The following is a 24,618-nucleotide window of genomic DNA, read 5'->3' on the forward strand; positions in this document are numbered from 1 at the left end:
ACTGACCCTTAGGCTGGGCATTGGTTAATCTTTTTCGAATCAATCATTCCGACCATGGTGAATGTAAAATACATTGACAGAAGTTCTTATTTCTATATTCCGGTTGAAAATGTTGAATAACATCTTCTTTCATATTGCCAAAGGTCGTTTCTGGCTTATGCTTAAAGCCGTCATAAAACGCTGGAATAATATCCTTTTTGAAATTGTTTCGTGGATAGGCTTTTATAATTTCTTCACGCAAGTCGTCAGGGAATTGTTCAAATCCATCTCCCATCACATCTAATCCAACACCATGAAATAAGAGCGCCACTTCAGACTCTTTATGTTCTGCAACTCCTGGCGTTGTATGCAATGCAATAGCGTCCCATACAAGACGAATCGATTCATCTGGAATTTGGTATTGCTGCAGGAAACTTCTTGCTGTATTTGCACCGTCTACTTCAAACCGTAAATCAGGACTACTGTACTTTTTTGTTAAGCCTAAATCGTGGAATAAAGCACTGACATATAGCAATTCTAAATCATAACTCTGCTTCGCTTTTTGTCCGTTAACTGCACCAAATAAAAATACACGATTGGAATGATTCCACAACAGATCATTCCCGTACTCACGTAAGATATCGGCTGCATCCTTCGCCAGTTGAGAATCCGGAATTTTGATACCTGCTATTGATTGTTGCATGAATAAAAACCCCTTTACAATAAAATTTCTCATTTCAATGAGTTGTCTCCATTGTAAAGAGGCCTTCATCATTTGTCTATTTAATCATTTCTATGATAATGATAGATAAAAACTATAATATAGAACGTTGCAAAGAAGTAATCGCATCTTTCTCAGTGTGAAAATGTAGCTTTTCGATTTCGCGTATTAATAACTGAATATATTTACGTGCTGCATAATTAATAAAACAATTCTTTTTCATCACGAGATAAGCTGTCCTTGTCAAAAGCGGTTTTTCAATATGTTGGAAAAATAAATCTTCTGTATCATAAAATTCATATAATGTACGTGAAACAACACTACGACCTACACCACTTCGGACTAGATTCAAAATAGATTGAACACTAGACGTTTCCACAATAGGTTCTATTTGCTTGCCAACCTCATCACTCGTTATATCAAGTATCTTTCTACATTGATGCATACTAGGAAATAAAATCAGAGGACCATCTAAAACAGAGGAAAATGAAACCTTATCCTCTCCATTATTTTCATTACTAATCAGATAAAATTCTTCATCATACAACTTCGTGAATTGCAACCTATCACATGGATTAAGTTGGAAACTAATACCAAAATCAGCTTGATTCTCAAGAACGGACTTTTCCACCTGATCCGTAGTTTGAATGAACACATTAATGCTCGGATATAACTGGTTAAATTTAATACACAAAGTAGATACCAAGTCCGTTATTTCCCCTGGTAATACAGCAATTTTCAATTCCCCGATTTCTACTTTCGTGAATGCTTCTATTTGAGAGGACATACTTTGTAGGGAACCTTGAACATTCAAAGTTTCTTGTTGTACAATTTCCCCTACCTTAGTAAGCTCAATTTTCTTACCAACACGGTTAAAAAGTGGATAACCTACCTCTTGTTCGAGCATCTTAATTTGATGACTTAAAGTAGGTTGTGATATTCCTAATTTTTCAGCTGCTTTAGTAAAATGGAGTTCTTTACTAACCATTAAAAAATATTCTAAATGTCGTAATTCGATACTATTTCACTCCTTTCAAATGCAGAATCAATCTTTATTTACATATTTTTTTAATAAGAACTTCTATACATGAAGTTACTTTAATTGAAGAAATTAAACCACTAATTGGCCCGATTGTTGAACACATAAAATGGTATCTGCCTCCCACTACGCTATCGCTTTAACGTGGTGGCGGACTGACCCACCATTGGCCATCTCTTTCCATCCATTCCTTTTCTAATATACTCATTTCATACGAACTCCAATATTCATCCCCATTTTTTGCAGCGTCTCTAAGCAATCCCTCTTTTACAAATCCAACTTTTTCATAACAGGATATAGCAGGAACATTAAAGTCATAAACTCCTAGACTTATTCGATGTAAACAAAGATCATCAAAAGCAATTTGAAGGATTTCCTTTATCATTTGCTCCCCTATTCCTTTACCTCTTACGTTTTCATTACCAACTAATACTTTACCTATCCGTGCAGATCTGTTTTTTCGATCAATTTTCCCTAAAGAAATGTGACCAATAACAGCTTCAGTTTCTTTATCTATTACTTTATAAACCAATGTATCTGAGTTATCACAATTGGCATTCTCAATATATTTTTCTAACTGGTTTACAGTTAAAGGAAAGTCAAATGCAGGTCCTCCCCACTGCAGTAAAAGCTCTGGGGTTTCTATCCAATTAATAAGTTGCTGAAAATCCGATGTTTCGAAAAATTCTAATTGAATCATATTAAAATTCTCCTCGTTTCTTTTATTCATGTGGTCCATGGGTGGTCCATGGGGACAGGTTCACTGGTCCGTAGGTAATCAAACTAATGGAGCAAGGAACTGCGGTGTACTTTAAGCCCCACTGGGACAGGTTTATCGTAACTTAGATTAAACAATACATTAATTGAGACAAATTACCCACGGACCATATTAAGTTGTTTTATATTATTGAAAGGGATTTGTGATGTTTTAAGTCTAAAATAAGGCGGCGAAAGATTGATTGGTCCAAGGAACCTGTCCCCACGGGCCACTATCTCACATCGCCAAGTATCAATCTTTTATCCCCCTTGTCTCCTCATGCTCACATGTTTCGCAATAAAAGTAATGCAAGCATTGATGCGCTTCAAGTGAGTTCGGATCTCCATCAAAAAGCTTCATCATATCGATATCCATATAGGCACTATAGTCATCAAAATAATCGGTAATTTTCCCTTTATCTGTCAAGTCTGTCTGACATTTCGGACATGTAATTGTTACCGTTTCAAACCCATTACATAAAGGACAAAAATCCATCATTCCAGCTCCTTCACTTCCTACATACTTTTAGAATCTCACATGACAAATGGATTTATCCAAAAAGTTAAGGTGGTCCATGGGTGGTCCATGGGGACAGACAGGTTTACTGGTCCGGTGGTAACCCTAAAAATAATGGAACAAGGAACTGTGGTGTACCTTAAGGCCCGATTGGTCCAAGGAACCTGTCCCCACGGTCCACTAAAACAACAAATTTATCCCACCTAACGCCGCAAGTCCCAGAACAAGCCTTTGAAATACCTTCCTTGGTATAAGCGGTAGGATTTTAATACCAATAAATACACCAGCAATAATTGCCGGAAGCATCCAGAGGTTAAAAGTCAATGAAGCTTGATTAATCAACCCTAATTGCACGTAAAACGGAAACTTGATCACATTTACGAACAGGAAGAACCATGCAGCAGTACCGACAAAATCTTCCTTTGATAGACCTTTCACTAATAGATAAATGGTCATCACGGCACCAGCAGCATTTCCTACGATGGTCGTGAATCCGCCTAGAATCCCCATTAATGCTACAAACCAGAGAGATGTTGGCAAAAGTTGATTGAACCTTTCCCCGAATTTCTGCCGTGTTAGCTGAAGCACAATCATTGTCAGCACAATGATGCCAATGAGGGGTTTCAACTGATCACTGCTCGCCTGTGAAAGCACAAAATAGCCTGATAGAATTCCAATCAATACCCAAGGAATTAGTTTGATGAGATGTTTCCAAATGACATTTCTACGATAATATGTCACTGCAAATATGTCCCCTACCAATAACATAGGAAGCAGAATACCAACTGATTCTTTTGCTGGAAAAATGAACGTTAACACGGTAACAACGAGAATAATCATATTTGGCAATCCCGATTTTGAAAAACCTATGAAAATAGCACAAAGGATGACAATAAGCCATTCCATGATTGTTAGTTCAAACATATGTATACTCCCATTCTGAATCGTTTTAAAATTAGCTTATCACATTTGAGGATGTTTTGGTTTCTCATTTTGGTCCATGGGTGGTCCATGGGTGGTCCATGGGGACAGGTTCACTGGTCCGGAGGTAACACTTAAAACTAATGGAACAAGGAACCGTGGTGTTCCTTAAGGCACCACTGGGACAGATTTATCGTAACGTAGATTAAACAATAAATTAATCGGGACAAATTACCCACGGACCATATTAAGTTATTTTATATACAATATTGAAAGGGATTTGGGATGTCTTAAGTCAAAATAAGGGGCGAAAGATTGATTGGTCCAAGGAACCTGTCCCCACGGTCCACTTGCTTAAAAGCTAGATTTTTCTTTTCTATTTTGGATAAGATTAGCTGCAAGTTGGTTCGTACGTCTTTTATTTAGCGGATAAAAAATTGCCAGGACTAAAAATCCTCCTAAAAACAATACCCCTGGTACCAAGGTGGCAAGTGAATAAATGCCATCAAGTACATCACGCGACTGTGTTCCCTTCGCTGCATCGTACCCCACTGCCGTTATTGCAAACCCAGCAAGTCCACCGGCAAGTGCTTGACCGATTTTTCGCGAAAAGGAATAGATCGAATAAACGGTCCCGTCTTCCCTCATTCCAGTAATATACTCATGATAATCCGCAACATCTGTGACAAATGCCCAAGTGATGATGTTGAATAAGCTCATTCCAAACATACCTACTGCTGTTAACATGACGAACAAGGTTACGGAGACATCCGGTAAAATATATAATAGTAAATAGGCAACAGATGCGATAAGTAGTCCCGCCGAACCGATCTCTTTTTTTCCAAACCTCATAACTGCAGGGGTAATAATTGGCATCGCAATAAATACGGTAGCAGTCTGAATAAATCCAACAACACTTAATGCAATTGTTGTACCAAAGTAATTTTTAAACAAATAAATATTTACAACGCCAATCATCATCATCGTCGTCATCGAAATGAGTGAGACAAGTAACAACCACAGGAGCGATTTGTTTTTCATAAGCGCGCCGGCCGTTCGTTTTAAATCACCTGTTTTCTTTTCCATCTTAGGTACCGTAATTCGCTCCGTTGATAACCTGACACAAGTTTGAAGCAATGCTAGAGACAAGAATCCAAATAGAACTGCTGTCAACAAAAAGCGGTCCGCACTTGCTATATTATTTTCAAATAAAATGAGTGGTCCGCCAACACTAATAATTAACATGGCTATCGACGAACCCATCGTTCTCCAAGTGGATAGTGACGTACGCTCTACTGGATTATTCGTAATAACGGATGCCATGGAACCATAAGGAATATTCACGGTAGAATATAAAGTGCCCCATAGAATATACATGACAACTGACCATCCAACATAGAATCCATCCGGCATTCCAGGAATTTTCACAAACATGAGGACACCTGCAATGACAAGCGGAAATGACATACGGAATATCCATGAGATGAATTTGCTTTTGTTTCTATTTCTCCTTGAGTCTAGAAAACGTCCCCATAGTACATCAACACAGGCATTCCAAATATTTACAACCAAAAATAAACTACCAACCATTGCTGCGCTAACATGTAAGATATCCGTGTAATATATCATTAAGTAGGTAGTTACCAACATAAAAAATAAACTGCTTCCAAAATCTCCAAACATGTAACCTAATTTATCCCTTATACCAAAAGGCTTTACTGACCCTAAAGTATTATTTCCGTATTCCGCTTCTATTTCTTTCTGAGCCTGATCCATTATTTCATTGCCTCCTATTTTCCATTGTATTAGCGGGTATTGCAGCTTTTCATAAAGCCCTATTAGATGAAATATTCCGTCATAATAGAGTATAAAATATTAGGTGGAGTGAATCTTAATACGAGGCCTAAGTAGATGCATTTATAATTCGACCTTTTCATATATTTATATATTTTTCATATCTCAACGTACGTTGTCTATTTAGAGAAGCAATAAAAAAGAGGACACCTCCAGGATATTAAATCATTCCCCCACTCCTCTAATGCGTTAATACTTTACTACACTTGGTGTCAGGCACCTTCCAGAGCTAACTATTTGATTAAAAACGTAGAAGTTAGACAAAGCTAGTAAAAAAACTGTGCTTAATATTTTATTTGTTAAAGTGGAGGTTATCATATGGAACTAAGTTTGATGGATATATCTTTAAAAGTAATCTTCGGCTTTTTTTTACTCTTTTTTATTACGAAGATATTAGGAAAAACAACAATAAACCAATTGACACCTTTTGATTTCATCTCAGCAATTGTTTTATCTGAATTTTTAGGTAATGGTATATACGAAGAAAGGGTTAGTCTCTTATATATTATCTATACTGTACTTCTTTGGGGAATCTTAATGATCCTGATGGAAAAAATACTGCTTAAATATAAAGGATTCCGTGCTTTTCTAGAAGGAAATCCTTCTATTATTATTCGTGATGGTAGGATTGACAGAAATCAGTTGAAAAAGAACCGAATGAATATTAATCAATTATTAAGCTTACTTAGACAAAGTGAAATTTTTTCTGTCCGCGAAGTTGCCTTTGCCATCTTAGAATCAAATGGTTCTATAAGCGTACTGAAGAAGTCTAAGTATCAAAAGGTTACAAACAAAGATTTGCAATTGCCTGAACAGCCTACTTATCTTAGTTCAACATTAATTATAGATGGAGAAATTTTAGAAGATAACATAAAGGCGTTGGGTTTTAATGAAACATGGCTAAGCTCTCAACTCGCAACAAATGGAGTAAATAGTAGCGAAGAAGTACTTTATGCAGACTGGATAAATAATGATGGCATTTATATCATACCTTACCATACATAATACAATACCTACTAAGATAAAAAAATAGGTGAGATGTAAAAAATGGGTCCATGGGGGTCCATGGGGGTCCATGGGGACAGGTTCACTGGTCCGTAGGTAACACTTAAAACTAATGGAACAAGGAACCGTGGTGTTACTTAAGGCACCACTGGGACAGGTTTATCGTAACGTAGATTAACCAATAAATTAATTAAGACAAATTACCCTCGGACCATATTAAGTTATTTTATATACTATATTGAAAGAGATTTGGGACGTTTTAAGTCTAAAATAAGGGGGCGAAAGATTGATTGGTCCAAGGAACCTGTCCCCACGGTCCACCCACGGTCCAATAATCGTGGTGAAATAAAGGGGGGAAACTAGATGAAGATTCGATTCGGCTATGTAGCAAATGCATTAGGATTATGGGATGCCAGTCCTTCAAAGACGTTAACTTTTACACGCTATTCTGCGCTTTCTAAAAACGAGCGAATGGAAAAATTGAAGTCTATAACAGCACAAAATTTACATCATACAAAGCGAATTTTGCATTATAATATTGCACATGAAATAGAATTATATCGTTTTTCAAGCTCCCTTGTCCCTTTAGCAACCCATCCGGAAGTTATGTGGGATTTCATAACTCCATTCAAAAGCGAATGGAAGGAAATTGGAAATCTAGTCCGGCAATTCAATCTCAGAGTAAGCTTTCACCCAAATCAATTTACACTTTTCACAAGCCAAAGAGATGAAGTAACAATGAATGCAGTAAAAGATATGGAATATCATTATAAGATGCTCGAAGCGATGGATGCTCTCGATGCAGGATTAATTAATATTCATATTGGCGGGGCCTATGGCGATAAAAAGAAAACATTAGATCGTTTCCATGAAAACCTCAAGAAATTACCAAAGGAAATTAAGAAGCAGATGACCTTAGAAAATGATGATAAAACGTATGATGTTCGGGAAACACTCCTTACATGCGAAAAAGAAAACATTCCAATGATACTCGATTATCATCACCATATGGCGAATAACGTGGAGAATGATCTCCCTCAATACTTAGACCGTATATTTATGACTTGGAAGAATTTTAACATGGTACCGAAAGTTCACCTTTCTTCACCAAAATCGGAACAAGCTTATCGTTCCCATTCTGATTTTGTCTCCTTAGACTTTGTCCTCCCCTTCTTAAAGATGGCAAAGGAACTGGATCAGGACTTTGACATCATGATTGAAGCAAAACAGAAGAACCTTGCAATGCAGAGACTTGTAGAAGAAACAGCTGCCATTCGGGGAGTCAAACGTACCTCAGGTTCATCGGTGCAATGGTAACGATGTGGTACAACATCGTAGAGGACAGAGGATCAAGTTCATTGTCCCATTTGAAAATCATTGTAAAGGACTTTACGATTTAAAGTGGTAAGGTACCTGATTATTTGCTTCGCCCGTTTAATCGGCGCTCTCAACCGAGTGGAGGAAGCATGAGAACCGTCCCCATGCTTCCTTTCTTAACAATTAAGCGAGCTTTGCGCCGTCTTTGCTAAATTTGATGATTCCTTCTGAAGCTCGGTAGGCAAGCGCTGCTAAAGTATGCGTCGCATTGTAACCACTTTGGTGAGGGTATGCTGATCCACCAACAACGAAAACATTATCCGCTTCCCACATTTGCAGGTAATTATTGACAGCAGACGTTTCTGGGTCTGCTCCCATGATAACACCACCTGAATTATGTGTTGCTTGATATGTTGTAATGTCATAATGCTCAACGGATGTATTCTCAGAGACATGTGTTGCTCCCATTTCTTGCATAATTTTCTTTGTTTGGTCGTTCAGGAAGTGACCACGTTTACGGTCAGTTTCTGAAAAATTAAACGTCATGCGAATAAGTGGATTGCCGTGTACATCTTTATATGTCGGATCTAAATCTAAATAGTTATTCACATGAGGCATAACTGCACCATACGCATGAACGTTCAATGAGCGGTTATAGTACTTTATTGATTGCTTTTTAAATTCTTTACCCCATTTTGGTGTACCAGGAGGAACTTGGTTGTTCTCAATTGGTCTTTTTCCAGGTTGGTTTATGATTAATGCTCCACCATGTATAAAATCAAAATCAGTATGGTCAAAGTTATCGCCATTAAAGTTATCTACTGTTGCACCGAGTCCACCTGACCCAATTGCCGTATTGAACTTTCGATCATCGAAAAATCCATCTGTCCCGACAATTACTTGGTAACAGTAATTCTTGCCAATTGTACCTCTTCCAGTATCAGGGTTATAGGCGGTACCAAGTTTTGAATTAAGTAACAAGCGACTATTATTAAAAGTATAGCTTGTTATGGCAACGATTTCAGCTGGTTGTTCAAATCTTTCACCTGTACGTGTATTGACATAAATAACTCCTGTTGCCTTTCCACCTTTATGTAACACTTCGATAACTTCGGAATGTGTACGAAGGTCAAAATTTCCAGTCTTTAGTGCTGTTGGGACAACGGTAACGTTTGGACTTGCTTTTGCACCGTATTCACAACCGAATCGTTCACAGAATCCCTTCATTTGACAAGTAGCTATATTCTGACCGTCCGGATTTGTATAGGGTTGTGAGTTGTTAGCAGCTGGCATGGTAAAGGGATCCATTCCCATTTTTTTCGTTGCTTCTTTAAATAAATCAAGCTCTGGACCATGTAGCAATGCCGGATTTGGGAAGGTTTCTGAACGTTCTCCGCGAAGAGGCGTTTCGTCAGCAGAAATACCAGCCATTTTATCAAACTTTGTATAATATGGCTCCATTTCATCGTACGTGATTCCCCAATCTTGGATGAGTAGCCCATCCGCAATCTTACCCTCACCATATCTTTCAATTGTTTTTGATTTAATTTCAAAGTCATATGGTAAATAACGGTCCGTCATCCCATTCCAATGTGTACCTGCTCCTCCAACACCAGTTCCTAACAAGAAGGATCCATATTGACGCATTGGTAATGCACGTTGACCATTATTATGTCTAAATGTTAACGTTTCTCTTGATAAATCTTGCATCAATTCACCACGTAATGCATAACGAAGCTCATCATGCTTCATCGCAAAGTTTGCCGTCACACGATTTGGTCCACGTTCTAATCCGACAACTTTCAGTCCTGCTTTACTGGCTTCAGCAGCTATAATGCCGCCTGTCCAGCCTACCCCTAACGTTACAACGTCTGTTTTAGGCAGTTTCGTAACCATATTCAATTACCCCTTTTCCTGCTGTTAGTATTTTCTCAAGTATTAAACGTGGTATGAAGACTCGATGGGTTAATTTCAATGAATTCTTTAGATTCCACTTGTTCCGGTGTATAACTCAATTGAACACCTGGATACTCTTTCATCTTCCAACCTTGCATATCTTTATTCCCACCATAAAGCGGATCGGCATAGGCCCCCTCTAATGTCGACTGACGTAAAATATTAAAGAAGAAGCTTGATTTAATGCCAGGTATGTCCACTTCATCATTTTCAAGGGCTACTAAGACCTCGTCTTGTTGTTCACCATCTAATGCTGTAAACCCTTCATTAAAGGTCGCTTGACTATGATTCTCGATTGCTTCAATGCCTAAGTCATAAATCTGATGGTATTTTAATTGAGATTGATAGCCTAGGTTCGGCTGCTCCTGCTCCCGCCCTAGTCTCACCTCTCCCCCTAGGTCCGTCTTCCCATCAAAGAAAGGCCCCTGCCTATAATCCTTCGCGTTGATTCCCCATTTACCTGCTAATTGGTGATCAATATAGTAAGGAACTCCTAAACCAATCGCACCTGGTCCATTTTCATCTTCTGGAAAAATTCGCTCTGTTGCGTGCCCCAGCAAATCGAAATCCGCTCCATTCGTAAAATATTCTAAAGCCTGATCATGCTGCTGTGCAGGTTGTGTATCTTCTGTCGCTGTATCAGGAGTTGGTTGTTCACCTTTATCATTCATACTAAGTAAACCGCCTATTGCTCCACCAACTGCAATTCCCCCTACAGCCATCCCAGAACTTTTCAAAAATTTACGTCTTGAGGAACCCTTTGCATCAAGTTTTTTTTCATCTTTTGACATAAAAAAAGCCTCCAATAACTATAATGATATAGTTCTAAAACTAATTCACTATATCAGAAGATAATATTTGATTAATAAACGAACCAATATAGTCCTATTGCCCTTTTTACATGTTTTTTCATGGCATCCCATGAGTATCTATTTGCTTCGTGGAGATCGTTGATTGTTTCCATTGTAATTCGATTCATTCCTTTTCGGGGTTCAAAGAAATTCGGATCAACAAATCCATGAGATATAAATTCAGGTTAGCCTGAGGACTTTATTTTCCTGTTTACTCATCGGTATGCTAATCATGAGCATGCCATCCTATGAAATTTGTTTACGGTCAGTAACACAGTTTCCATATTCCATCCATCCATTCCGTCAACATAAGTATTACCACTCGGAATTGTTGTTATACTACGGTCAATAGAATTTTAAACCAGTCTGATTTAATAAAGTTTGATTAAAACACATTGTAAATTCGTATTTTACTGTAAATAAAAGGACTCCCATTTAGGAAGTCCTTTGCATGCCATAACCTTTAAGGGATGACTTTATTTCATTCTAATCTCTTTTTTTGGAGACATGATTGTCGTCATCTCTCTCTGTCTTGTTGTCCAGCTCGTCACCAACAGCACCTACAGCAGCACCAAATGGATCAAGAGCAGTAGCTATGTTATCTCCAGGAACAACACCTACACCACTTCCTACTCTTTTGCCAGCATCATTATCGTCACGTTTGCGTTTATTGTTATCAGCCATCTATTTCACTCCCTTGTTTTTTATAGGGAAGTACTATTTGTTTAGTAGCACTATCCTGTAATCTATTTTGTCCAATAGTTACAAATTTACGAGGTGGAATGAAGGAGCAGCTTTTGTAAATTTTTTCTTCTTTCAATTCTTCTGCCACGTTATCAAAAGAAAGACCGTGTATATTGATTGATAACGAATCCGTTACTCATCGCAAACATGTAAAAACTACAAATTCGTCTGCAAATTAGCATACATAAATATTGAAAATTGATTAGTTTTTGCTTGATTTCACAAGGGAATCTGAATATTTATTAAATCGTCTATGTTAGGCGATTTTTTATTTTTATGTATAAAAGGGAGAAAATATTTAAGGAAAAAACGTGGTTGATGAGGATTACGATAAACTGTGCAATTAACATAGTAAGAAAGAGTAGAAAAGTGGCTAAATTCAAACCAGAGTTTGAATCATAAAAGTTGAATTTTATATCATTATTATCCGCATCATGTGCTTTCACCATCGCATTCCCATACGCTCACATAAAGCTGATAATCTCGTATTTGTTTCCTCCCTTTTAACTTGTAGCGCTACCGCACCGCTTCCTCGTAATGTATCGAGAATAAATGGAGGTTGCAATGTTGTTATGGCAATAAAATTGCAAGGATATAGAAATACAAACATAAAATAATGTTGACGTTTATATTCCTATATCTTGCTTACTAATCTCCATTTCTGTTTACAGTTTTGGTAAAAGTTCGCATTAAACTATCTTCAAAATGTAGCTTTATTACCTAGTGATCGTTGGTTATTCTATTTTGTTTAAATTCTTTAAGTGATGATTCAGTGCCAAAAGGGATAAGTTCCTTCAGTTCATCTGTGTTATATTCTTCACTATTTTGTCCTCTCAGTGTCTTATATCTTATTTCAAATTCTTCTTGGAATCCAGGCATCTTTGTTTCTGAAGGTGATTGTTTCATGCCGGATATCCATGTTTCGAAGTCATTCATTCCTCTATCAATAATACCGCATAGATCTTCCAATGATTGAGTCAACTCCATCAAACAATCCAGTCCATTGTGTAAAACAATTCCTTTTTTCTTAGCTTTTTCAACAGAGTGTTCAAGTCTGTAAAAATTCTCATTGTAATGAAACTCAACAAAGCAGCTAGTGCGATCCCAATTGAAATTATAATTTTGTACCTTTAAACATTTCATAACGACAGTAAGGTTTTTTTCATACACGCTTTGCTCATTATTTGGTATCCATTTTAAAAATTTTTTTGCAAGAAAATTTTTCTTGAGCATATCATTCACCTTCCTTGTATATTCGGCTATTGTTTCGAGACAATGACCTTAATATTAATCAGTTCTACAAAGTGGACGAAATTCCTTTATTAATCGTTTTACATTTATCGACTATTTTTTCAATATAATTTGGAAATAAAAATAGTTTAATTGTATTTTCTATTTAATTTAGATAGCCTTGTCTATCTGAAGGAGTTAAATTAGGCAATCATAATTTGATAACCTTTTCTTTTTCTAATTGTTTTAAGAATATTATGTTAATGTTAAATAAAAGGCTGCTGAGCTATCTGGCAGGTTAATAAGAAAAATACTAAATATTGAAACATTACAGTAATTAAATTCAGGGGGGTTGCTTCATTAAAAGGTTCTTATATTATTTCGGTTGGACAGTCGTTATTGGATTTATTATTTTCTTGGGAACTAAATATCAGATTCGATTAGAAGAAGAAGCTAGTATAAATTTCGAATTGATGCCTGTTGTATTATTTGCAACAATATTTCCTATTGTTATTGGACTCTTTCTGAGATTACCTAGGTTGATAATTGAAATTAAAGAGAATAAACAATGGACATTTGATTGGGTTAAGTTTATTGCAATTGCATTACCGTCTCTTTATATAATATCAATGTCGATTTTACCATATTCTCCTTTAGGAGCAGGCTCGATTAAAATACCAGAGATAAATATGATTGGAAGTCCAACTATTCAAATAATCGCTGGCGTTGTTTTTGGATATACCTTATTGGATAGTTTAAAGAAATAAAGTTCATTAAATAACTGGTGCTGAGGTGGCAGGATTGTTGAATAAAGAGGAGTGATGTATTGGTAAGTATAGTTATCGGAATTGCGGGGATAATGATATCCATTTTAATGTTTATATTATTTATAATAGGACTTTGGATTAGTAAAATTCATTCTTTTAAACATGGTGTATATTTTTTTCTCCTTTTAATAATTCATGAAGTTTATTCATTTATAGCACCACCTTTGATACAAAAGTATATTGATATGCTTATGATTGAAAATAAAATACCAATAATGGGTATGACGTTGGGAGAATTTGTAGCATTCTTATCATATATTCCAAAAATTATTGTATTGATTGCATTCATTTGTCTAATTTTTGGTTTACGTAGGTTTTGGAACTTAAAAGTGTAATATTTTTTAATAGTAACTTGTGAGATATTCTACTTAAACAAATTGGTGCTCTACTACAATAAGTGGCGATGTTTTTTTAATTTTTAGTTTCTGGCAGAAAAGTTGAATAAATATTAGGAGGAGTTAATTTTGCGTTTAATAAAATTCACTCTTGGTTGGATTGTGGGAGTAATCGTTGGTGGTCCATAGGGACAGGTCCATTGGTCCATAGGCAACCCTAAAACTAATGGAACAAAGAACTGCGGTGTACCTTAAGGCCCCACTAGGACAGATTTATCATAAGGTAGATTAAAGATTGGTCCAAGGAACCTGTCCCCACGGTCCAAAAAAAAATTGAAAATCAATATTTAGCGCGGCATTTTCAGTTTTCCCAGTAAATTTGCTGTTTTGTGACAAATATTTAATAAAAAGTTCAAACAATTTTGATTTATAACGCGAAAAATAGGATATAATGTAGTTAGAACATAAGAAGGAGTGTCACATATGCGGCCAAGATCATTAAATTTCGAACAATTAGTTAATGTTAATAGACAAGAGCTTCTAAATGATAAAGAAAGTATATCAAAAATAGAGATGCGCTTAGAAAAGAAACAAGAAGCACTTGCCTTAAAACAACGTAAAGAATTTGAATATAAAAGTTAACTAATAAAGCAGGATGACTAGATGATTTAGATGATTAATTTGAATAACGTTAAAAGTATAAAAAAGCTGATTTTCTTATAAAAAGATAATCAGCTTTTTTATACTTATTTGATTAGCTTTTCGGTGTCGAACCTCAACAACTCGTCTATTTCAGAAGAACACTGAAATAGTACGCTTCACCTGTCTGTTTGTGTTTTCAAACAGCAGGGTTGTTTGCTTATTTCCTTTTCATTTGTTCCTGTGCCATCCTTACCATTTCTTTCACCATGTTTCCTCCTATTGGACCACCAACTTTTCCCACTTGTTCGGAGGTTAGATGTCCATTGTAGCCTTCCTTCAACGGGACTCCTTGCTCTTTTGCGACCTCGTATTTAACCGCATCCGGATTCTCATTGTCGATCGTGTACCCTTTCGCTTTCATGACGCGTCCTTTAAACTCGCTGAACTCATTTTTTTCCATTTCATTCGCCTCCTTATGTATAGATTTTCCTGAATGTATAAGATTACGCAAGCGAATTTGAAGGTGCCTGGAATCACCTGAGATATGGACAAATTAAGGGTCCTTTAGTGTAACTGGAGATTGTCAATAGGACAGTCTTTTTTACTAACGGGGAAGATTAGTTTTAGCTATATATATTTTTTATCGGGTACATTACTTCCAAGAAACAGTTAATAATATGTTTAAATACGTTTTCGGGAGAGATATATGTGATGGATAAAAAGAAGATATACCAATTAGCTGTGCTCATTCTGCCGTGGCTTACTGTTCCTTTCTTGAGAAGAAAATCCTTTTTTAGGTTTTTGCCTGCAGCAAGTTTTATTAGCTTATTTTTAAACCTTTTAAGCGTCACCTCTAATAAGCAAAGATGGTGGAAAACGAAAAACCCTCTATTTGGCGTGCCTATCGATTATCCATACATATTAGGAACATATTTTGTTGGAACATTATGGATATTTAAGTTAACTTACGGCAATTTTCCTAAATATATAATTACAAATTTATTAGTGAATTTGTTGAACGCTTACCCCTTCATGTACATATCGGAGAAATTAGGAGTAATTAAGTTTAAAAAGATGACGAAGACAATGTGGTATTTTATTACTGTGCTCATGTCACTTTGGATATATGGATTTCAGTTTATAGTGGAAAAAGCGATGACACAGAGACAAAAGGCAGATTGAGAAATGTATCTTCTTAGTATTATTTTGCTATACCGCTTAGTAAAGTTATGCTGATTATTCAAGAAAATGGTGCGTATCTTTAATAAGTATTTGCAAAATCTAAATATAAATCCATTCTCGAATAGTATAGAGAATGGATTTATATTTTTTCGGTATGAATTTCTATCACTGAAATAATTTCGTCAAATGTATATTTATGATTAACCAGAACAGCTCATGGTTGGAAAAATAATACTGTGATAACTACATTTAGTTATTAGAAGATATCCTAAAATACTATTCGTATTTTGTTGGCGGCATCCCCTATTGGAAAAATTAAAAAAACTGTAATAATTATTTTTAATAGTTTACAAACTGACTGTAGTCAGATACAATTTATCTGACTACAGTCAGTTAAAATAATTGTTATGGGACTAATTTTATTTTTAGAAGTGGGGTAATACCATTGATTACGATTGCGAATCAACGACCAAAAACAAAATTATGGAATCGTTCATTTATTTTTGTTTTGCTAGCAAATGCATTCGTATTTTTAGCATTTGAAATGCTGGCGCCTACATTGCCACTTTATGTTTCAAGTATCGGAGGCGAGGCAACACAGATTGGACTTGTGACTGGAATCTTTGTGATTTCTGCCATTTTAATTCGACCATTTACAGGCATCATGGCAATGAAAATGGATAAAAAATATTTATTAATAATAGGCGTAGCTATTGGGGCACTTGCGACTGGTGGATACTATTTAGCGACAGAAATCTGGGCACTAGTCCTGATTCGTATTCTACATGGCTTTGGCTTTGGCATTACGACGACATATTTCACAACAATTGCTGCTGAAAATATTCCTAAAGAACGACTAGGAGAAGGGATCGGATATTTTGGTGTAGGAGAAACGACCATGGTTTCCGTTGGACCATTAGTTGGTGTAATGTTTTTGGAAATATGGGATTTCAAAGGACTTTTCATGAGCGGAATGGCGTTTATGTTGTTGACGTTACTCATTACATTGTTTATATCACGTAAATCAACTGATTCAAAAGGCTTAAAGAAGCCAACACCGGCTATTCAATTTAAATTAATTGAAAAACGTGTGCTATTTCAATCGATTCTTATTGCACTAATAGGAATTGCTGCAGGTGGGATTATGTCCTTTATAGCATTATTTGCTGTTGAAAAAGGTCTTGATCAAGTAGCTTTGTTCTTTACAGTAGTAGCGCTAGCAGGACTTGTTGTACGTTTGTTCTCTGGCAGAATGTATGACCATTTTGGACCGGGTCTTATGTTAATTTTGTTTGGATTAGTTGCGATGGCTGGGCTTGTTTTACTTGTGATTGTACAAAATGATGTGCAGTTTTTGATTGCAGCGTTTCTCTATGGTCTTGGTTTTGGTGCGGTTTTCCCTGCAATTCAAGCTTGGTGTATCAGCTCTGTTGAAAAACATGAACATGAGAACGCAGTTGCATCATTTTTTAATTTTTTCGACATTGGTATTGGTATTGGGGCTATGGCACTCGGGATAGTAGCACAAGTGTATAATACATATGCAGCAGTATTTTATGTTTCTATTGGTGCCTATGTATTATTCCTATTGTTATCTATATTTTATGTTAAAAGGCGTACTGCGTAATGTAGAAGAAAGGGGATTTATTTTTGAGTAAAGGAAAAATTAAAAGAATTGCTGTCTCTCATTTTAACAAATTTGGTTATGAGGGGACGAAGCTTTCCCAAATTGCAGAAGAAGTAGGCATCCGCAAACAATCACTTGCATACCATTTCCCGAATAAACGATTGTTATTTCAAGAAGTGTATAAGGAAGCAGTAGAAGGAGAAGTACAATTTATTAAGCATTATTTTTTGCAACATGCAGAGAAACCGATTAAGCAGCGATTGTATCACTTTCTAACGGAACATAAAGTACGGTTTCAAACAAATCCAAATACACAACTGATGCTAACAATTTCTTTTCTTGTACCGGATGAGATGTATGAAGATGTTATCCAAAAACCGTATAAATATATAGATATTTTGACTGGTACATTAGAATCTTGCTTTGCAAAACAAACATTCCGTATAAATGCGATAGAGTGTGCTCTGGCTTTTGTCGCATTGTTAGATGGACTGGATATTCAATTAGTATATGAAGATAGTAAAAGGTATGAAAAATTACAAAAAATAACATGGGATATCTTTTGGACAGGTATCAGTTTATAAGATATTAGTACAATATTGTGAAAGGATGTACAAAATAATCTGGTGCAAGAGTTTAAGAGGGCGATCATCAAAATTGATTGTCCTTTCTTATTTGAAAACCATATGGAATATTATGTTAAGGTTAATTAAAAGATTATTGAGTAAACGTGGCAGGTTACTATAAGAGTCAATGATACGTTTTAATTTCCTTACAAAGTGGTCTAGGGGGTCAAGAATGTTTAGGAAATGGATTAGACTTATTCTAAGAGCAGTTCCATTAGGAATTGGTGTAGCTACAATTGTTTTGGTTATTCAAGGGTCTATTGAAGTAAGTAGCCCAATCACATTTTTATCAATTGGAATGATATGTTTAGCGATATTACATTATGAAGAAAAGTGATTAGTAAAGCTAACTGGTGCGAAACAGTTGTTTGATAGCATTTTTTCCAGCAAGGGTTGTCTCGATTGAAAAGTCTTTACCCTCATTATTGTTATATCTGATTGGTGGTTAAAGAAAAAGTGTAGCATAAAAAGGAAAAAGAGATAACAACCAAAAATGGTAGTCGCCTCTTTATTGTTTTAAAAATTTCTTTTTATTTCGATAATCCTAAAATTAACTCTTTATAGATATCGAAGAATGCAAAGTAGTAATCTTTGTAGACATATTCATCTGTTTTGTGTGCCATTTTTGTTTCGCCTGGACCATACATCATGAATGGGAAGTTATCATCTTTACCTCGTAATAAGTTTGATGCATCCGTCACCCCTGGCGAACCTTTAACAGAAATTTCTAAATCTAAATGTTTTTTACCGAGTTGTTTAGTAAGATCAACCATTTCAGACTGTCCTGAAGTGAAAACACTTGGTAATGACATTGTCACTTCAACATCAATTTCAGAGCCTTCTTTATTGTAAATGCTCGCTGTTGTGTTGAATAAGTCAATCACTTCATCGTTATCAAATTCTGGAATAGTCCGCACGTTTATTTCAGCTACTGCTTTTTCTGGAACGGAGTTTACTTGGTTCCCTGCATTAAAAATAGTTGTACTCATAACCAATTTATCTAGAACTTCATTTTTACGATCATCGCCATTCAATTTTCCGTCTACTTCTAATAGATATTCCATTAATGGATTAATCGCGTTATAACCTTGGTCAGGCATAGAACTGTGTGCTGCTTCACCAGTAGACGTTACACGCAAGTTTAGTGATCCTTTGTGAGAGTAAATAATCGTGTCATGAGAAGGTTCAGCTACCCATAGATAATCTACATCATCCATATAGCCTTCTTCGTATAGTTTTTTAGAACCTGCGCCACCGACTTCTTCACCAGTCGTTGCCATAAAACGGACAGTACCATTTTTTAGTTCATTATTTTCTTTGAGTTCAATCATCACTAAAGCAAGGTTTACTAAACCTGCTTTCATGTCATTTGTTCCACGTCCGTATAATTTTCCGTCTCTTTCTGTCAATGTGAACGGATCAGTTGTCCACTCGCTTTCATCACCAGGAGAAACGACATCCATATGACCAGAAACACCAATGACTGGGCTCCCGCTTCCAATTTCAGCCACTAAGTTAACACGAGTGTCTGTAACTGGAACAATTTTAGATTCGATGCCGTATGCAGCAAATAAATCTTTCAAGTAATTTGCCACTTCGATTTCGTTTTCATTAATAGTTTTAATCGCTATAATGTCAGATAAAATCGTTATCTTTTCTTCTTTTGTAAAATGTTTCATACTAAATCCCTCCAGTGTATTTAACCGAAAAAGTCCATTAATATGTTAGCCACTTCCGAAAATATTATACTCCTTTATACACTAGTGATGTGGCCTTTCTGTATTTGACAAGTAAAAAATGTATATGTATATAATGGCATTTAAAATTGTATGCCACTTGCCAGCACCGACTATCCATGTAATAAAGAATCTTCAGGCTTCACAGCTATAAATTCGTCAATAGTTTCAGGAGTGTTTTTTCCTTCTTTTCCTTGGAAAAGCTCGATATTAACGGTCACATCCATACAGCCAAGGTATTTTCCATTTTCATCACGTACTGCCATGAATTTTTGGTAAATTTGACCAGGTTCACCAGAGCGTTTTGGGAACCAAAATTCCCATTCGTCGCGTACTCCTGAATGGAAATCGTTCAACAATTTTTTAACGTGGTGAGTCACTTTTGGGTGAAGCTCAAGTACATGGCGACCAATCGCTTCTTTACGGCGACCATGCACGCGGTCTGGATTATTTGAATACCATCGGAAAATATCGTTGGCATCGCAAAAACCCATTTCAAATGGCAAAAGATTAATGATTGAATCCAAAGTGCTTGCTTTAATCGCACAGCTTCAGGACTAATTAATTCTGACAATTTTTCTTCAGACATTTATAAATCTCCTTTATGTAATCTCCTTTATAAGAAGAATAGAATAATTAAAATATTAGTGAGAAAAAAATCGCCCACTTCTAGGTGATCATTATTTAACCTCATAAATAATGATAGCACATTGTGATTTACTTCACAATGATTATTTTAGCCATTACTAATTCCTAATGGTTAGGAATACTAAAAATTTCGTTAATATTTCTAAGAATGAGTAGCATTTTGTTCCCTTTGTCATTCTATATTTATGGCTCGAGCCTGGCCTAAGAATTGGTTCAGATTAAGTGGTCCATAGGGACAGGTTCACTGGTCCGTAGGTAACCCTAAAACTAATGGAACAAGGAACTGTGGTGTACCTTAAGGCCCCACTAGGACAGATTTATCGTAAGGTAGATTAAAGATTGGTCCAAGGAACCTGTCCCCACGGTCCCTTTTATCAATGCTTACCATTCTGAGTAAAGAAAATTGGAGCCGAATCAACGTTCTTAATCCATATATGTTCCCGACCACTTAATCCTTCCTTCACTAATACATCACCTTTTGTATTATTTAATCCCTTTCGAAACCAAGTAAGTTTAGAATCAATAACTTGAGGTTCTCTGTCAAATTCATTTTTCTTTGGAAAAGAGATTTGTTTTTGCTCTTCTGTTTTAATATTGATAACATAAAGTGCTGTCAACATGGTTGGGACAGGTCCTTCATCCCATTCCTTGTTCTCTGTGGCACGAGCAACAATGACTTGTTCGGGTGAAAACCATTCCAAATCAAGATCGACATAACCTTTAGGTGTGTATTCCTTTTGCTGCTTTGAAGTTGGTATATCAGCAATTGTGGTGTTTTTGTTCTCAACAAAAAATCTTCCTTCTCCAGAAATATATGCGAGTTTGTTAGCCGATGGAGCCCACTTCATCCAGTCTTGATACCAAAGCATTTTCCCAATTACTTGAAAATCCTTTCCCTCTGATGACAAAACGCATAATGTATTACTATCATTTGACCAAGAAGATGTTGGAGTGGCTAAAAAGCTAACCCACTTTCCGTCAACGCTCCATTTAAAGTCAACTGCGGAAATAGCAAAGAAATCTTGTTTTTTTGTTTGAATGGTATAAAAAGGTTTCATTTTCTCTTCAGAAAGATTCGCATCTACGGGAACCTTATAAAGTGGTATTGGTCCCCACCCAGTTGGACGCAAACTGGCTTGGGAAGAAACGATAAATTCTTTTCCGTTTGGGAACCAATCAAAATCACTAACACCTAGAAAGACATTTTCAAAACCATGTGGACGACCATTTTTCATTTTTGTAACATTTAGTATCCCATTTGAATTATAAGCTAATTGATTTTTAATCGGGGACCATTTGAAGTTCGTTGTTTCAACCCTTACATATGGCTGGTAGTTTTCTTTTTCCTTTGTGTCATATATGAATAAGTCTGCTTTTTCTCCTTGCTCATCACCATCAACATAAGCAATAAATCGACCGTCATAGGACCATTTTGGAGAATACACATATTTGTCCTTTGTAAGTTGGATTTCTGTATCACCGCTTTTAATCCATAACTGGTTGTCACGAATAAAAGCTGCTTTTAATGGGGAACTTGCACTAACCATTGTTGTTAGATCTAAACTAATGAAAATAAGTATTAATAATACCCGAAGTATCAAGATCATCCCTCCTGCTTTTAGGATGACCTAATATTGGTTGAAAATTCTACTTAGACTATCTTAGAATAGATTATTTTCACTTATCTTTTTTTTAGCTACTCTGCCATTTGGAACACTAAAGGAAGCAATTTTTGGATACTATTTTTCTGTATAACTCTTATAATACATCCATTGTTAATTCTCCCTTTTTTCCTCCCAAAGCTGTAATCGTTCTTCATGACTAACTTCTTTATATACTTGATGCAGCATCCATACATAACCAAAGGGATCCATGAAAATAGCATTCGACACTCCGTAGTCAGCCAGTTCAGTCACTGGTTGTATCTCTGTACATCCCAAATCCATCGCCTTGTTATAGGTCTCCTTAATATCTGGGACAGTAACGTTAACCCAACTAGTTTTAGGGTCGTCAGGTTTTGGTGCGATTAAATGGAATTGTGGGTTTTCATCTAACATATGAAATTGAACCCCATATAGAGTGAAAACTGCTTCGTTTTCCCCTCGTGGTAAGTTGGAAACCTCAATCCGTTCGGTTTCAAATATTTTTTCGTATAATTCCAATGCTTTTAAGCTATCAGTAACTACCAAGTCTATTTCTACTCCAGTCAATCTGAACACACTCCTTTTACAAGTTAATAAATATTCTTTACTTTATCATTTTCCCCTGTTTATCAATTAAAGTATATCAAACTTCAATTAATAACACGGTGTTATATGGTTTCTTACTTTAAGAAAATTTCTTTACAATATCACCTATCAACAGCATTTTATTTATTATTAACATAACATTCCTACCATTATTCCCCCTTTAGTTAATGACCGCACTATCGACAATCCGGAAATTAAAGCCGTTTGAAAAAATTGAATAAATTATGTCAATTCTAATTTTTTATATGTAGAAGGCAGTAAAAGTAGTATAATATAACTTAATAATCATAAGTGGGGTGGATCTTAATGAGGTTAAAAATCATCATAGTTACTTTGCTGATTTCAGTTTTATTAGCTGCTTGTAATGGTAATAGCACTAATGAAGAATCAAAAGATAATGAAACGATAGATATTAAAGAATTAGTTCAAGATTATAGTACAGGTGAGGTAACAAACCAGACTGCTTCCATTACATCAACACAACTCGTAGTGACAGAAAACGACGATAATGAAACGGTCTATGATTTGCCTGAAGAAGAATTTTTTGTTTCTATTGCCCCTTTCATCAATGCAACTCACCCGTGCACCGATCATAGCTTGACAGGTTGCCAAGGGGAACTGGTCGATAAGGACTTCGGTATTTATATTGAGGATATGGAAGGTAATGTAATACTTGACGAAAAGATGAACTCCGAATCAAACGGATTTGTGGATTTATGGCTACCACGGGATAAGACATACCATGTAAAAATTACTCATGAAGGTAGAACAGTAGAATCAGAAATTTCTACTTTTAAAAATGATGGCACATGCATTACTACGATGCAATTAACGTAACATAAAAAGCACCTGTTGATACCAGGTGCTTTTATTCTATTTAAAGGAAAGGAAATGGTTTTCGTAAGGATAATTACTTCCGAAGACTTTTTCAACCCTCTCCTTGAATGGACAACGAAATTTATTTATTGAACAAATTACTTTCATTCTCATACATTATAATGAAATAACCTATATTGAATGGAAGAGGTGTCTTTATGGTTGCTTTGCCTGCTGTAGATCTTGGGCTAATGGCCAATCACTTATCAGCCCACGAAGGTGTGATTAATAAGTTAAAGGCTTACCGAGAAACAGTTACTAATCACCAGTTGAGAGATATTATTAGCTTGCAAGAAAACGTGATGCAAGCACATGTCTGGGTGATGTTGGCGTTAATTAACCCCGAATATAGCAATAAGGTTGAGGTGCCACCTTTAAATATTTATGATTTTAAACATAAATCCAATGGCGGAAGTAACGAAACGGGTAATGATAATAAGTGGATTGCTTTGGAAGTACGTCATACAGCCAAAAATATGTCTAGTACAAATTATAACTCTGCTCTAATGATGCAAAAGCCTAATGTGAAAACTGCACATATTGAAATGGCATTACAACAACTACAATTACAAAAAATATATGATGAATTTATAGAGAGTATAGGATGGAAGTTTGTTCCTCATGCATCTGTAGAGGAACAGGTTAACACCTTTTTACATTTCCAACATCTTTTATAATTTGATTTGATAGAACAACACAATGAGAGTCTGCCTGTTAATATGTCAACTTTATTGGAAAATTGTAGCAAAATCTAATTTTTATGGTTCCCCACAACCGATTACAACCTAGTATGGCAGTACACTTCTAGGTCAGTAATTTACCTATTGAATCTCTCACAACTGGCATCCCATCTTCCTGTCACCTAAAATAAATAGTTCCCTAATACCACAACGTTTCGTTAAAGTATATTAACTTTCCCCTTGAGAATACTACTATTGATAAATTTTTAGAGGGGAGGGATAGATGATGGGAGTTCTTTC

The 24,618-nt window shown here is 35.9% G+C and carries 26 protein-coding genes; 11 read left to right on the forward strand and 15 right to left on the reverse strand.

Features of this window, described 5'->3' with window-relative positions; genetic code table 11:
- Positions 1–43: 43 nt before the first annotated feature.
- The 6 genes from ACHABU_RS16005 to ACHABU_RS16030 all read right to left on the reverse strand — a co-directional run bounded on the left by ACHABU_RS16005 (position 44) and on the right by ACHABU_RS16030 (position 5,709).
- Entirely contained in the window at positions 44–682 is a 639-nt protein-coding gene (locus tag ACHABU_RS16005; RefSeq protein ID WP_435765943.1) for an HD domain-containing protein, read from the reverse strand.
- 112 nt (positions 683–794) lie between these two features.
- Positions 795–1,688 (reverse strand): LysR family transcriptional regulator, encoded by an 894-nt coding sequence (locus ACHABU_RS16010; RefSeq protein ID WP_435765944.1) that lies wholly within the window; start codon positions 1,686–1,688, stop codon positions 795–797.
- Positions 1,689–1,878: 190 nt separating this feature from the next.
- Complete coding sequence (locus tag ACHABU_RS16015) at positions 1,879–2,439, reverse strand: GNAT family N-acetyltransferase (RefSeq protein ID WP_435765945.1); 561 nt, start codon at positions 2,437–2,439, stop codon at positions 1,879–1,881.
- 309 nt (positions 2,440–2,748) lie between these two features.
- A complete protein-coding gene (locus ACHABU_RS16020) occupies positions 2,749–2,991 on the reverse strand; it encodes a hypothetical protein (protein ID WP_435765946.1) in 243 nt (80 codons plus the stop codon).
- A gap of 201 nt (positions 2,992–3,192) precedes the next feature.
- Entirely contained in the window at positions 3,193–3,936 is a 744-nt protein-coding gene (locus ACHABU_RS16025) for a sulfite exporter TauE/SafE family protein (protein ID WP_435765947.1), read from the reverse strand.
- Positions 3,937–4,287: 351 nt separating this feature from the next.
- Positions 4,288–5,709, reverse strand: coding sequence for an MFS transporter (locus ACHABU_RS16030; RefSeq protein ID WP_435765948.1), 1,422 nt, complete (start codon positions 5,707–5,709; stop codon positions 4,288–4,290).
- Positions 5,710–6,105: 396 nt separating this feature from the next.
- Here ACHABU_RS16030 and ACHABU_RS16035 point away from each other — a divergent pair, with 396 nt between their 5' ends.
- Positions 6,106–6,792: a DUF421 domain-containing protein gene (locus tag ACHABU_RS16035; protein WP_435765949.1), complete on the forward strand. Its 687-nt coding sequence runs from the start codon at positions 6,106–6,108 to the stop codon at positions 6,790–6,792.
- 363 nt (positions 6,793–7,155) lie between these two features.
- The gene (gene uvsE, locus ACHABU_RS16040) at positions 7,156–8,109 is read left to right on the forward strand and encodes a UV DNA damage repair endonuclease UvsE (RefSeq protein ID WP_435765950.1); all 954 of its coding nucleotides are present in this window, start codon (positions 7,156–7,158) and stop codon (positions 8,107–8,109) included.
- Positions 8,110–8,292: 183 nt separating this feature from the next.
- Here the strand turns inward: uvsE and ACHABU_RS16045 are convergent, their stop codons facing one another.
- The 4 genes from ACHABU_RS16045 to ACHABU_RS16060 form a co-directional block, all read right to left on the reverse strand.
- On the reverse strand, positions 8,293–10,005 hold the full coding sequence (locus ACHABU_RS16045; protein ID WP_435765951.1) for a GMC family oxidoreductase: 1,713 nt from the start codon (positions 10,003–10,005) through the stop codon (positions 8,293–8,295).
- A gap of 35 nt (positions 10,006–10,040) precedes the next feature.
- Positions 10,041–10,856 carry a gluconate 2-dehydrogenase subunit 3 family protein gene (locus ACHABU_RS16050; RefSeq protein ID WP_435765952.1) on the reverse strand — a complete coding sequence of 272 codons (816 nt, stop codon included), beginning with the start codon at positions 10,854–10,856 and terminating at the stop codon, positions 10,041–10,043.
- Between the two features lie 546 nt (positions 10,857–11,402).
- Positions 11,403–11,600: a hypothetical protein gene (locus ACHABU_RS16055; protein ID WP_435765953.1), complete on the reverse strand. Its 198-nt coding sequence runs from the start codon at positions 11,598–11,600 to the stop codon at positions 11,403–11,405.
- A gap of 780 nt (positions 11,601–12,380) precedes the next feature.
- A complete protein-coding gene (locus ACHABU_RS16060; RefSeq protein WP_435765954.1) occupies positions 12,381–12,893 on the reverse strand; it encodes a hypothetical protein in 513 nt (170 codons plus the stop codon).
- A gap of 413 nt (positions 12,894–13,306) precedes the next feature.
- Here ACHABU_RS16060 and ACHABU_RS16065 point away from each other — a divergent pair, with 413 nt between their 5' ends.
- From ACHABU_RS16065 to ACHABU_RS16075, 3 genes are all read left to right on the forward strand, one after another.
- Positions 13,307–13,657 carry a hypothetical protein gene (locus ACHABU_RS16065; protein ID WP_435765955.1) on the forward strand — a complete coding sequence of 117 codons (351 nt, stop codon included), beginning with the start codon at positions 13,307–13,309 and terminating at the stop codon, positions 13,655–13,657.
- Positions 13,658–13,716: 59 nt separating this feature from the next.
- Positions 13,717–14,052, forward strand: coding sequence for a hypothetical protein (locus tag ACHABU_RS16070; RefSeq protein WP_435765956.1), 336 nt, complete (start codon positions 13,717–13,719; stop codon positions 14,050–14,052).
- A gap of 483 nt (positions 14,053–14,535) precedes the next feature.
- Positions 14,536–14,694, forward strand: a complete 159-nt coding sequence (locus tag ACHABU_RS16075; RefSeq protein WP_435765957.1) for an FbpB family small basic protein — start codon at positions 14,536–14,538, stop codon at positions 14,692–14,694.
- Positions 14,695–14,911: 217 nt separating this feature from the next.
- Here ACHABU_RS16075 and ACHABU_RS16080 read toward each other — a convergent pair whose 3' ends face one another.
- The gene (locus tag ACHABU_RS16080) at positions 14,912–15,154 is read right to left on the reverse strand and encodes an alpha/beta-type small acid-soluble spore protein (RefSeq protein WP_435765958.1); all 243 of its coding nucleotides are present in this window, start codon (positions 15,152–15,154) and stop codon (positions 14,912–14,914) included.
- Positions 15,155–15,405: 251 nt separating this feature from the next.
- On the opposite strand from ACHABU_RS16080, the gene ACHABU_RS16085 reads away from it, so the two are divergent.
- From ACHABU_RS16085 to ACHABU_RS16100, 4 genes are all read left to right on the forward strand, one after another.
- Complete coding sequence (locus tag ACHABU_RS16085) at positions 15,406–15,876, forward strand: hypothetical protein (RefSeq protein WP_435765959.1); 471 nt, start codon at positions 15,406–15,408, stop codon at positions 15,874–15,876.
- A 445-nt stretch (positions 15,877–16,321) separates the two neighbouring features.
- Positions 16,322–17,503, forward strand: a complete 1,182-nt coding sequence (locus tag ACHABU_RS16090; RefSeq protein ID WP_435765960.1) for an MFS transporter — start codon at positions 16,322–16,324, stop codon at positions 17,501–17,503.
- Positions 17,504–17,526: 23 nt separating this feature from the next.
- Positions 17,527–18,087 (forward strand): TetR/AcrR family transcriptional regulator, encoded by a 561-nt coding sequence (locus ACHABU_RS16095; RefSeq protein ID WP_435765961.1) that lies wholly within the window; start codon positions 17,527–17,529, stop codon positions 18,085–18,087.
- Positions 18,088–18,301: 214 nt separating this feature from the next.
- Positions 18,302–18,466, forward strand: coding sequence for a hypothetical protein (locus tag ACHABU_RS16100; RefSeq protein WP_435765962.1), 165 nt, complete (start codon positions 18,302–18,304; stop codon positions 18,464–18,466).
- Positions 18,467–18,659: 193 nt separating this feature from the next.
- On the opposite strand, the gene ACHABU_RS16105 is transcribed toward ACHABU_RS16100, so the two are convergent.
- From ACHABU_RS16105 to ACHABU_RS16120, 4 genes are all read right to left on the reverse strand, one after another.
- Positions 18,660–19,808, reverse strand: coding sequence for an ArgE/DapE family deacylase (locus ACHABU_RS16105; protein WP_435765963.1), 1,149 nt, complete (start codon positions 19,806–19,808; stop codon positions 18,660–18,662).
- Positions 19,809–19,978: 170 nt separating this feature from the next.
- A complete protein-coding gene (locus tag ACHABU_RS16110; RefSeq protein WP_435765964.1) occupies positions 19,979–20,392 on the reverse strand; it encodes a PAS domain-containing protein in 414 nt (137 codons plus the stop codon).
- A 495-nt stretch (positions 20,393–20,887) separates the two neighbouring features.
- Positions 20,888–22,114, reverse strand: coding sequence for a translocation protein TolB (locus ACHABU_RS16115; RefSeq protein ID WP_435765965.1), 1,227 nt, complete (start codon positions 22,112–22,114; stop codon positions 20,888–20,890).
- Between the two features lie 174 nt (positions 22,115–22,288).
- The gene (locus tag ACHABU_RS16120; RefSeq protein ID WP_435765966.1) at positions 22,289–22,723 is read right to left on the reverse strand and encodes a VOC family protein; all 435 of its coding nucleotides are present in this window, start codon (positions 22,721–22,723) and stop codon (positions 22,289–22,291) included.
- Between the two features lie 345 nt (positions 22,724–23,068).
- On the opposite strand from ACHABU_RS16120, the gene ACHABU_RS16125 reads away from it, so the two are divergent.
- A complete protein-coding gene (locus tag ACHABU_RS16125) occupies positions 23,069–23,599 on the forward strand; it encodes a CueP family metal-binding protein (protein ID WP_435765967.1) in 531 nt (176 codons plus the stop codon).
- A 197-nt stretch (positions 23,600–23,796) separates the two neighbouring features.
- Positions 23,797–24,315 carry a hypothetical protein gene (locus tag ACHABU_RS16130; RefSeq protein WP_435765968.1) on the forward strand — a complete coding sequence of 173 codons (519 nt, stop codon included), beginning with the start codon at positions 23,797–23,799 and terminating at the stop codon, positions 24,313–24,315.
- Positions 24,316–24,618 lie beyond the last annotated feature (303 nt).

It is taken from the genome of Oceanobacillus sp. CF4.6 (genome assembly GCF_051262635.1).
Classification (GTDB): domain Bacteria; phylum Bacillota; class Bacilli; order Bacillales; family Amphibacillaceae; genus Oceanobacillus.

What these genes read in the sequence shown, in the direction of transcription:
- ACHABU_RS16005 (WP_435765943.1), bottom strand. Translation starts at nt 682, where the DNA reads ATGCAACAATCAATAGCAGGTATCAAAATTCCGGATTCTCAACTGGCG.
- ACHABU_RS16010 (WP_435765944.1), bottom strand. Translation starts at nt 1,688, where the DNA reads ATGGTTAGTAAAGAACTCCATTTTACTAAAGCAGCTGAAAAATTAGGA.
- ACHABU_RS16015 (WP_435765945.1), bottom strand. Translation starts at nt 2,439, where the DNA reads ATGATTCAATTAGAATTTTTCGAAACATCGGATTTTCAGCAACTTATT.
- ACHABU_RS16020 (WP_435765946.1), bottom strand. Translation starts at nt 2,991, where the DNA reads ATGGATTTTTGTCCTTTATGTAATGGGTTTGAAACGGTAACAATTACA.
- ACHABU_RS16025 (WP_435765947.1), bottom strand. Translation starts at nt 3,936, where the DNA reads ATGTTTGAACTAACAATCATGGAATGGCTTATTGTCATCCTTTGTGCT.
- ACHABU_RS16030 (WP_435765948.1), bottom strand. Translation starts at nt 5,709, where the DNA reads ATGGATCAGGCTCAGAAAGAAATAGAAGCGGAATACGGAAATAATACT.
- ACHABU_RS16035 (WP_435765949.1), top strand. Translation starts at nt 6,106, where the DNA reads ATGGAACTAAGTTTGATGGATATATCTTTAAAAGTAATCTTCGGCTTT.
- uvsE (WP_435765950.1), top strand. Translation starts at nt 7,156, where the DNA reads ATGAAGATTCGATTCGGCTATGTAGCAAATGCATTAGGATTATGGGAT.
- ACHABU_RS16045 (WP_435765951.1), bottom strand. Translation starts at nt 10,005, where the DNA reads ATGGTTACGAAACTGCCTAAAACAGACGTTGTAACGTTAGGGGTAGGC.
- ACHABU_RS16050 (WP_435765952.1), bottom strand. Translation starts at nt 10,856, where the DNA reads ATGTCAAAAGATGAAAAAAAACTTGATGCAAAGGGTTCCTCAAGACGT.
- ACHABU_RS16055 (WP_435765953.1), bottom strand. Translation starts at nt 11,600, where the DNA reads ATGGCTGATAACAATAAACGCAAACGTGACGATAATGATGCTGGCAAA.
- ACHABU_RS16060 (WP_435765954.1), bottom strand. Translation starts at nt 12,893, where the DNA reads ATGCTCAAGAAAAATTTTCTTGCAAAAAAATTTTTAAAATGGATACCA.
- ACHABU_RS16075 (WP_435765957.1), top strand. Translation starts at nt 14,536, where the DNA reads ATGCGGCCAAGATCATTAAATTTCGAACAATTAGTTAATGTTAATAGA.
- ACHABU_RS16080 (WP_435765958.1), bottom strand. Translation starts at nt 15,154, where the DNA reads ATGGAAAAAAATGAGTTCAGCGAGTTTAAAGGACGCGTCATGAAAGCG.
- ACHABU_RS16085 (WP_435765959.1), top strand. Translation starts at nt 15,406, where the DNA reads ATGGATAAAAAGAAGATATACCAATTAGCTGTGCTCATTCTGCCGTGG.
- ACHABU_RS16100 (WP_435765962.1), top strand. Translation starts at nt 18,302, where the DNA reads ATGTTTAGGAAATGGATTAGACTTATTCTAAGAGCAGTTCCATTAGGA.
- ACHABU_RS16105 (WP_435765963.1), bottom strand. Translation starts at nt 19,808, where the DNA reads ATGAAACATTTTACAAAAGAAGAAAAGATAACGATTTTATCTGACATT.
- ACHABU_RS16125 (WP_435765967.1), top strand. Translation starts at nt 23,069, where the DNA reads ATGAGGTTAAAAATCATCATAGTTACTTTGCTGATTTCAGTTTTATTA.
- ACHABU_RS16130 (WP_435765968.1), top strand. Translation starts at nt 23,797, where the DNA reads ATGGTTGCTTTGCCTGCTGTAGATCTTGGGCTAATGGCCAATCACTTA.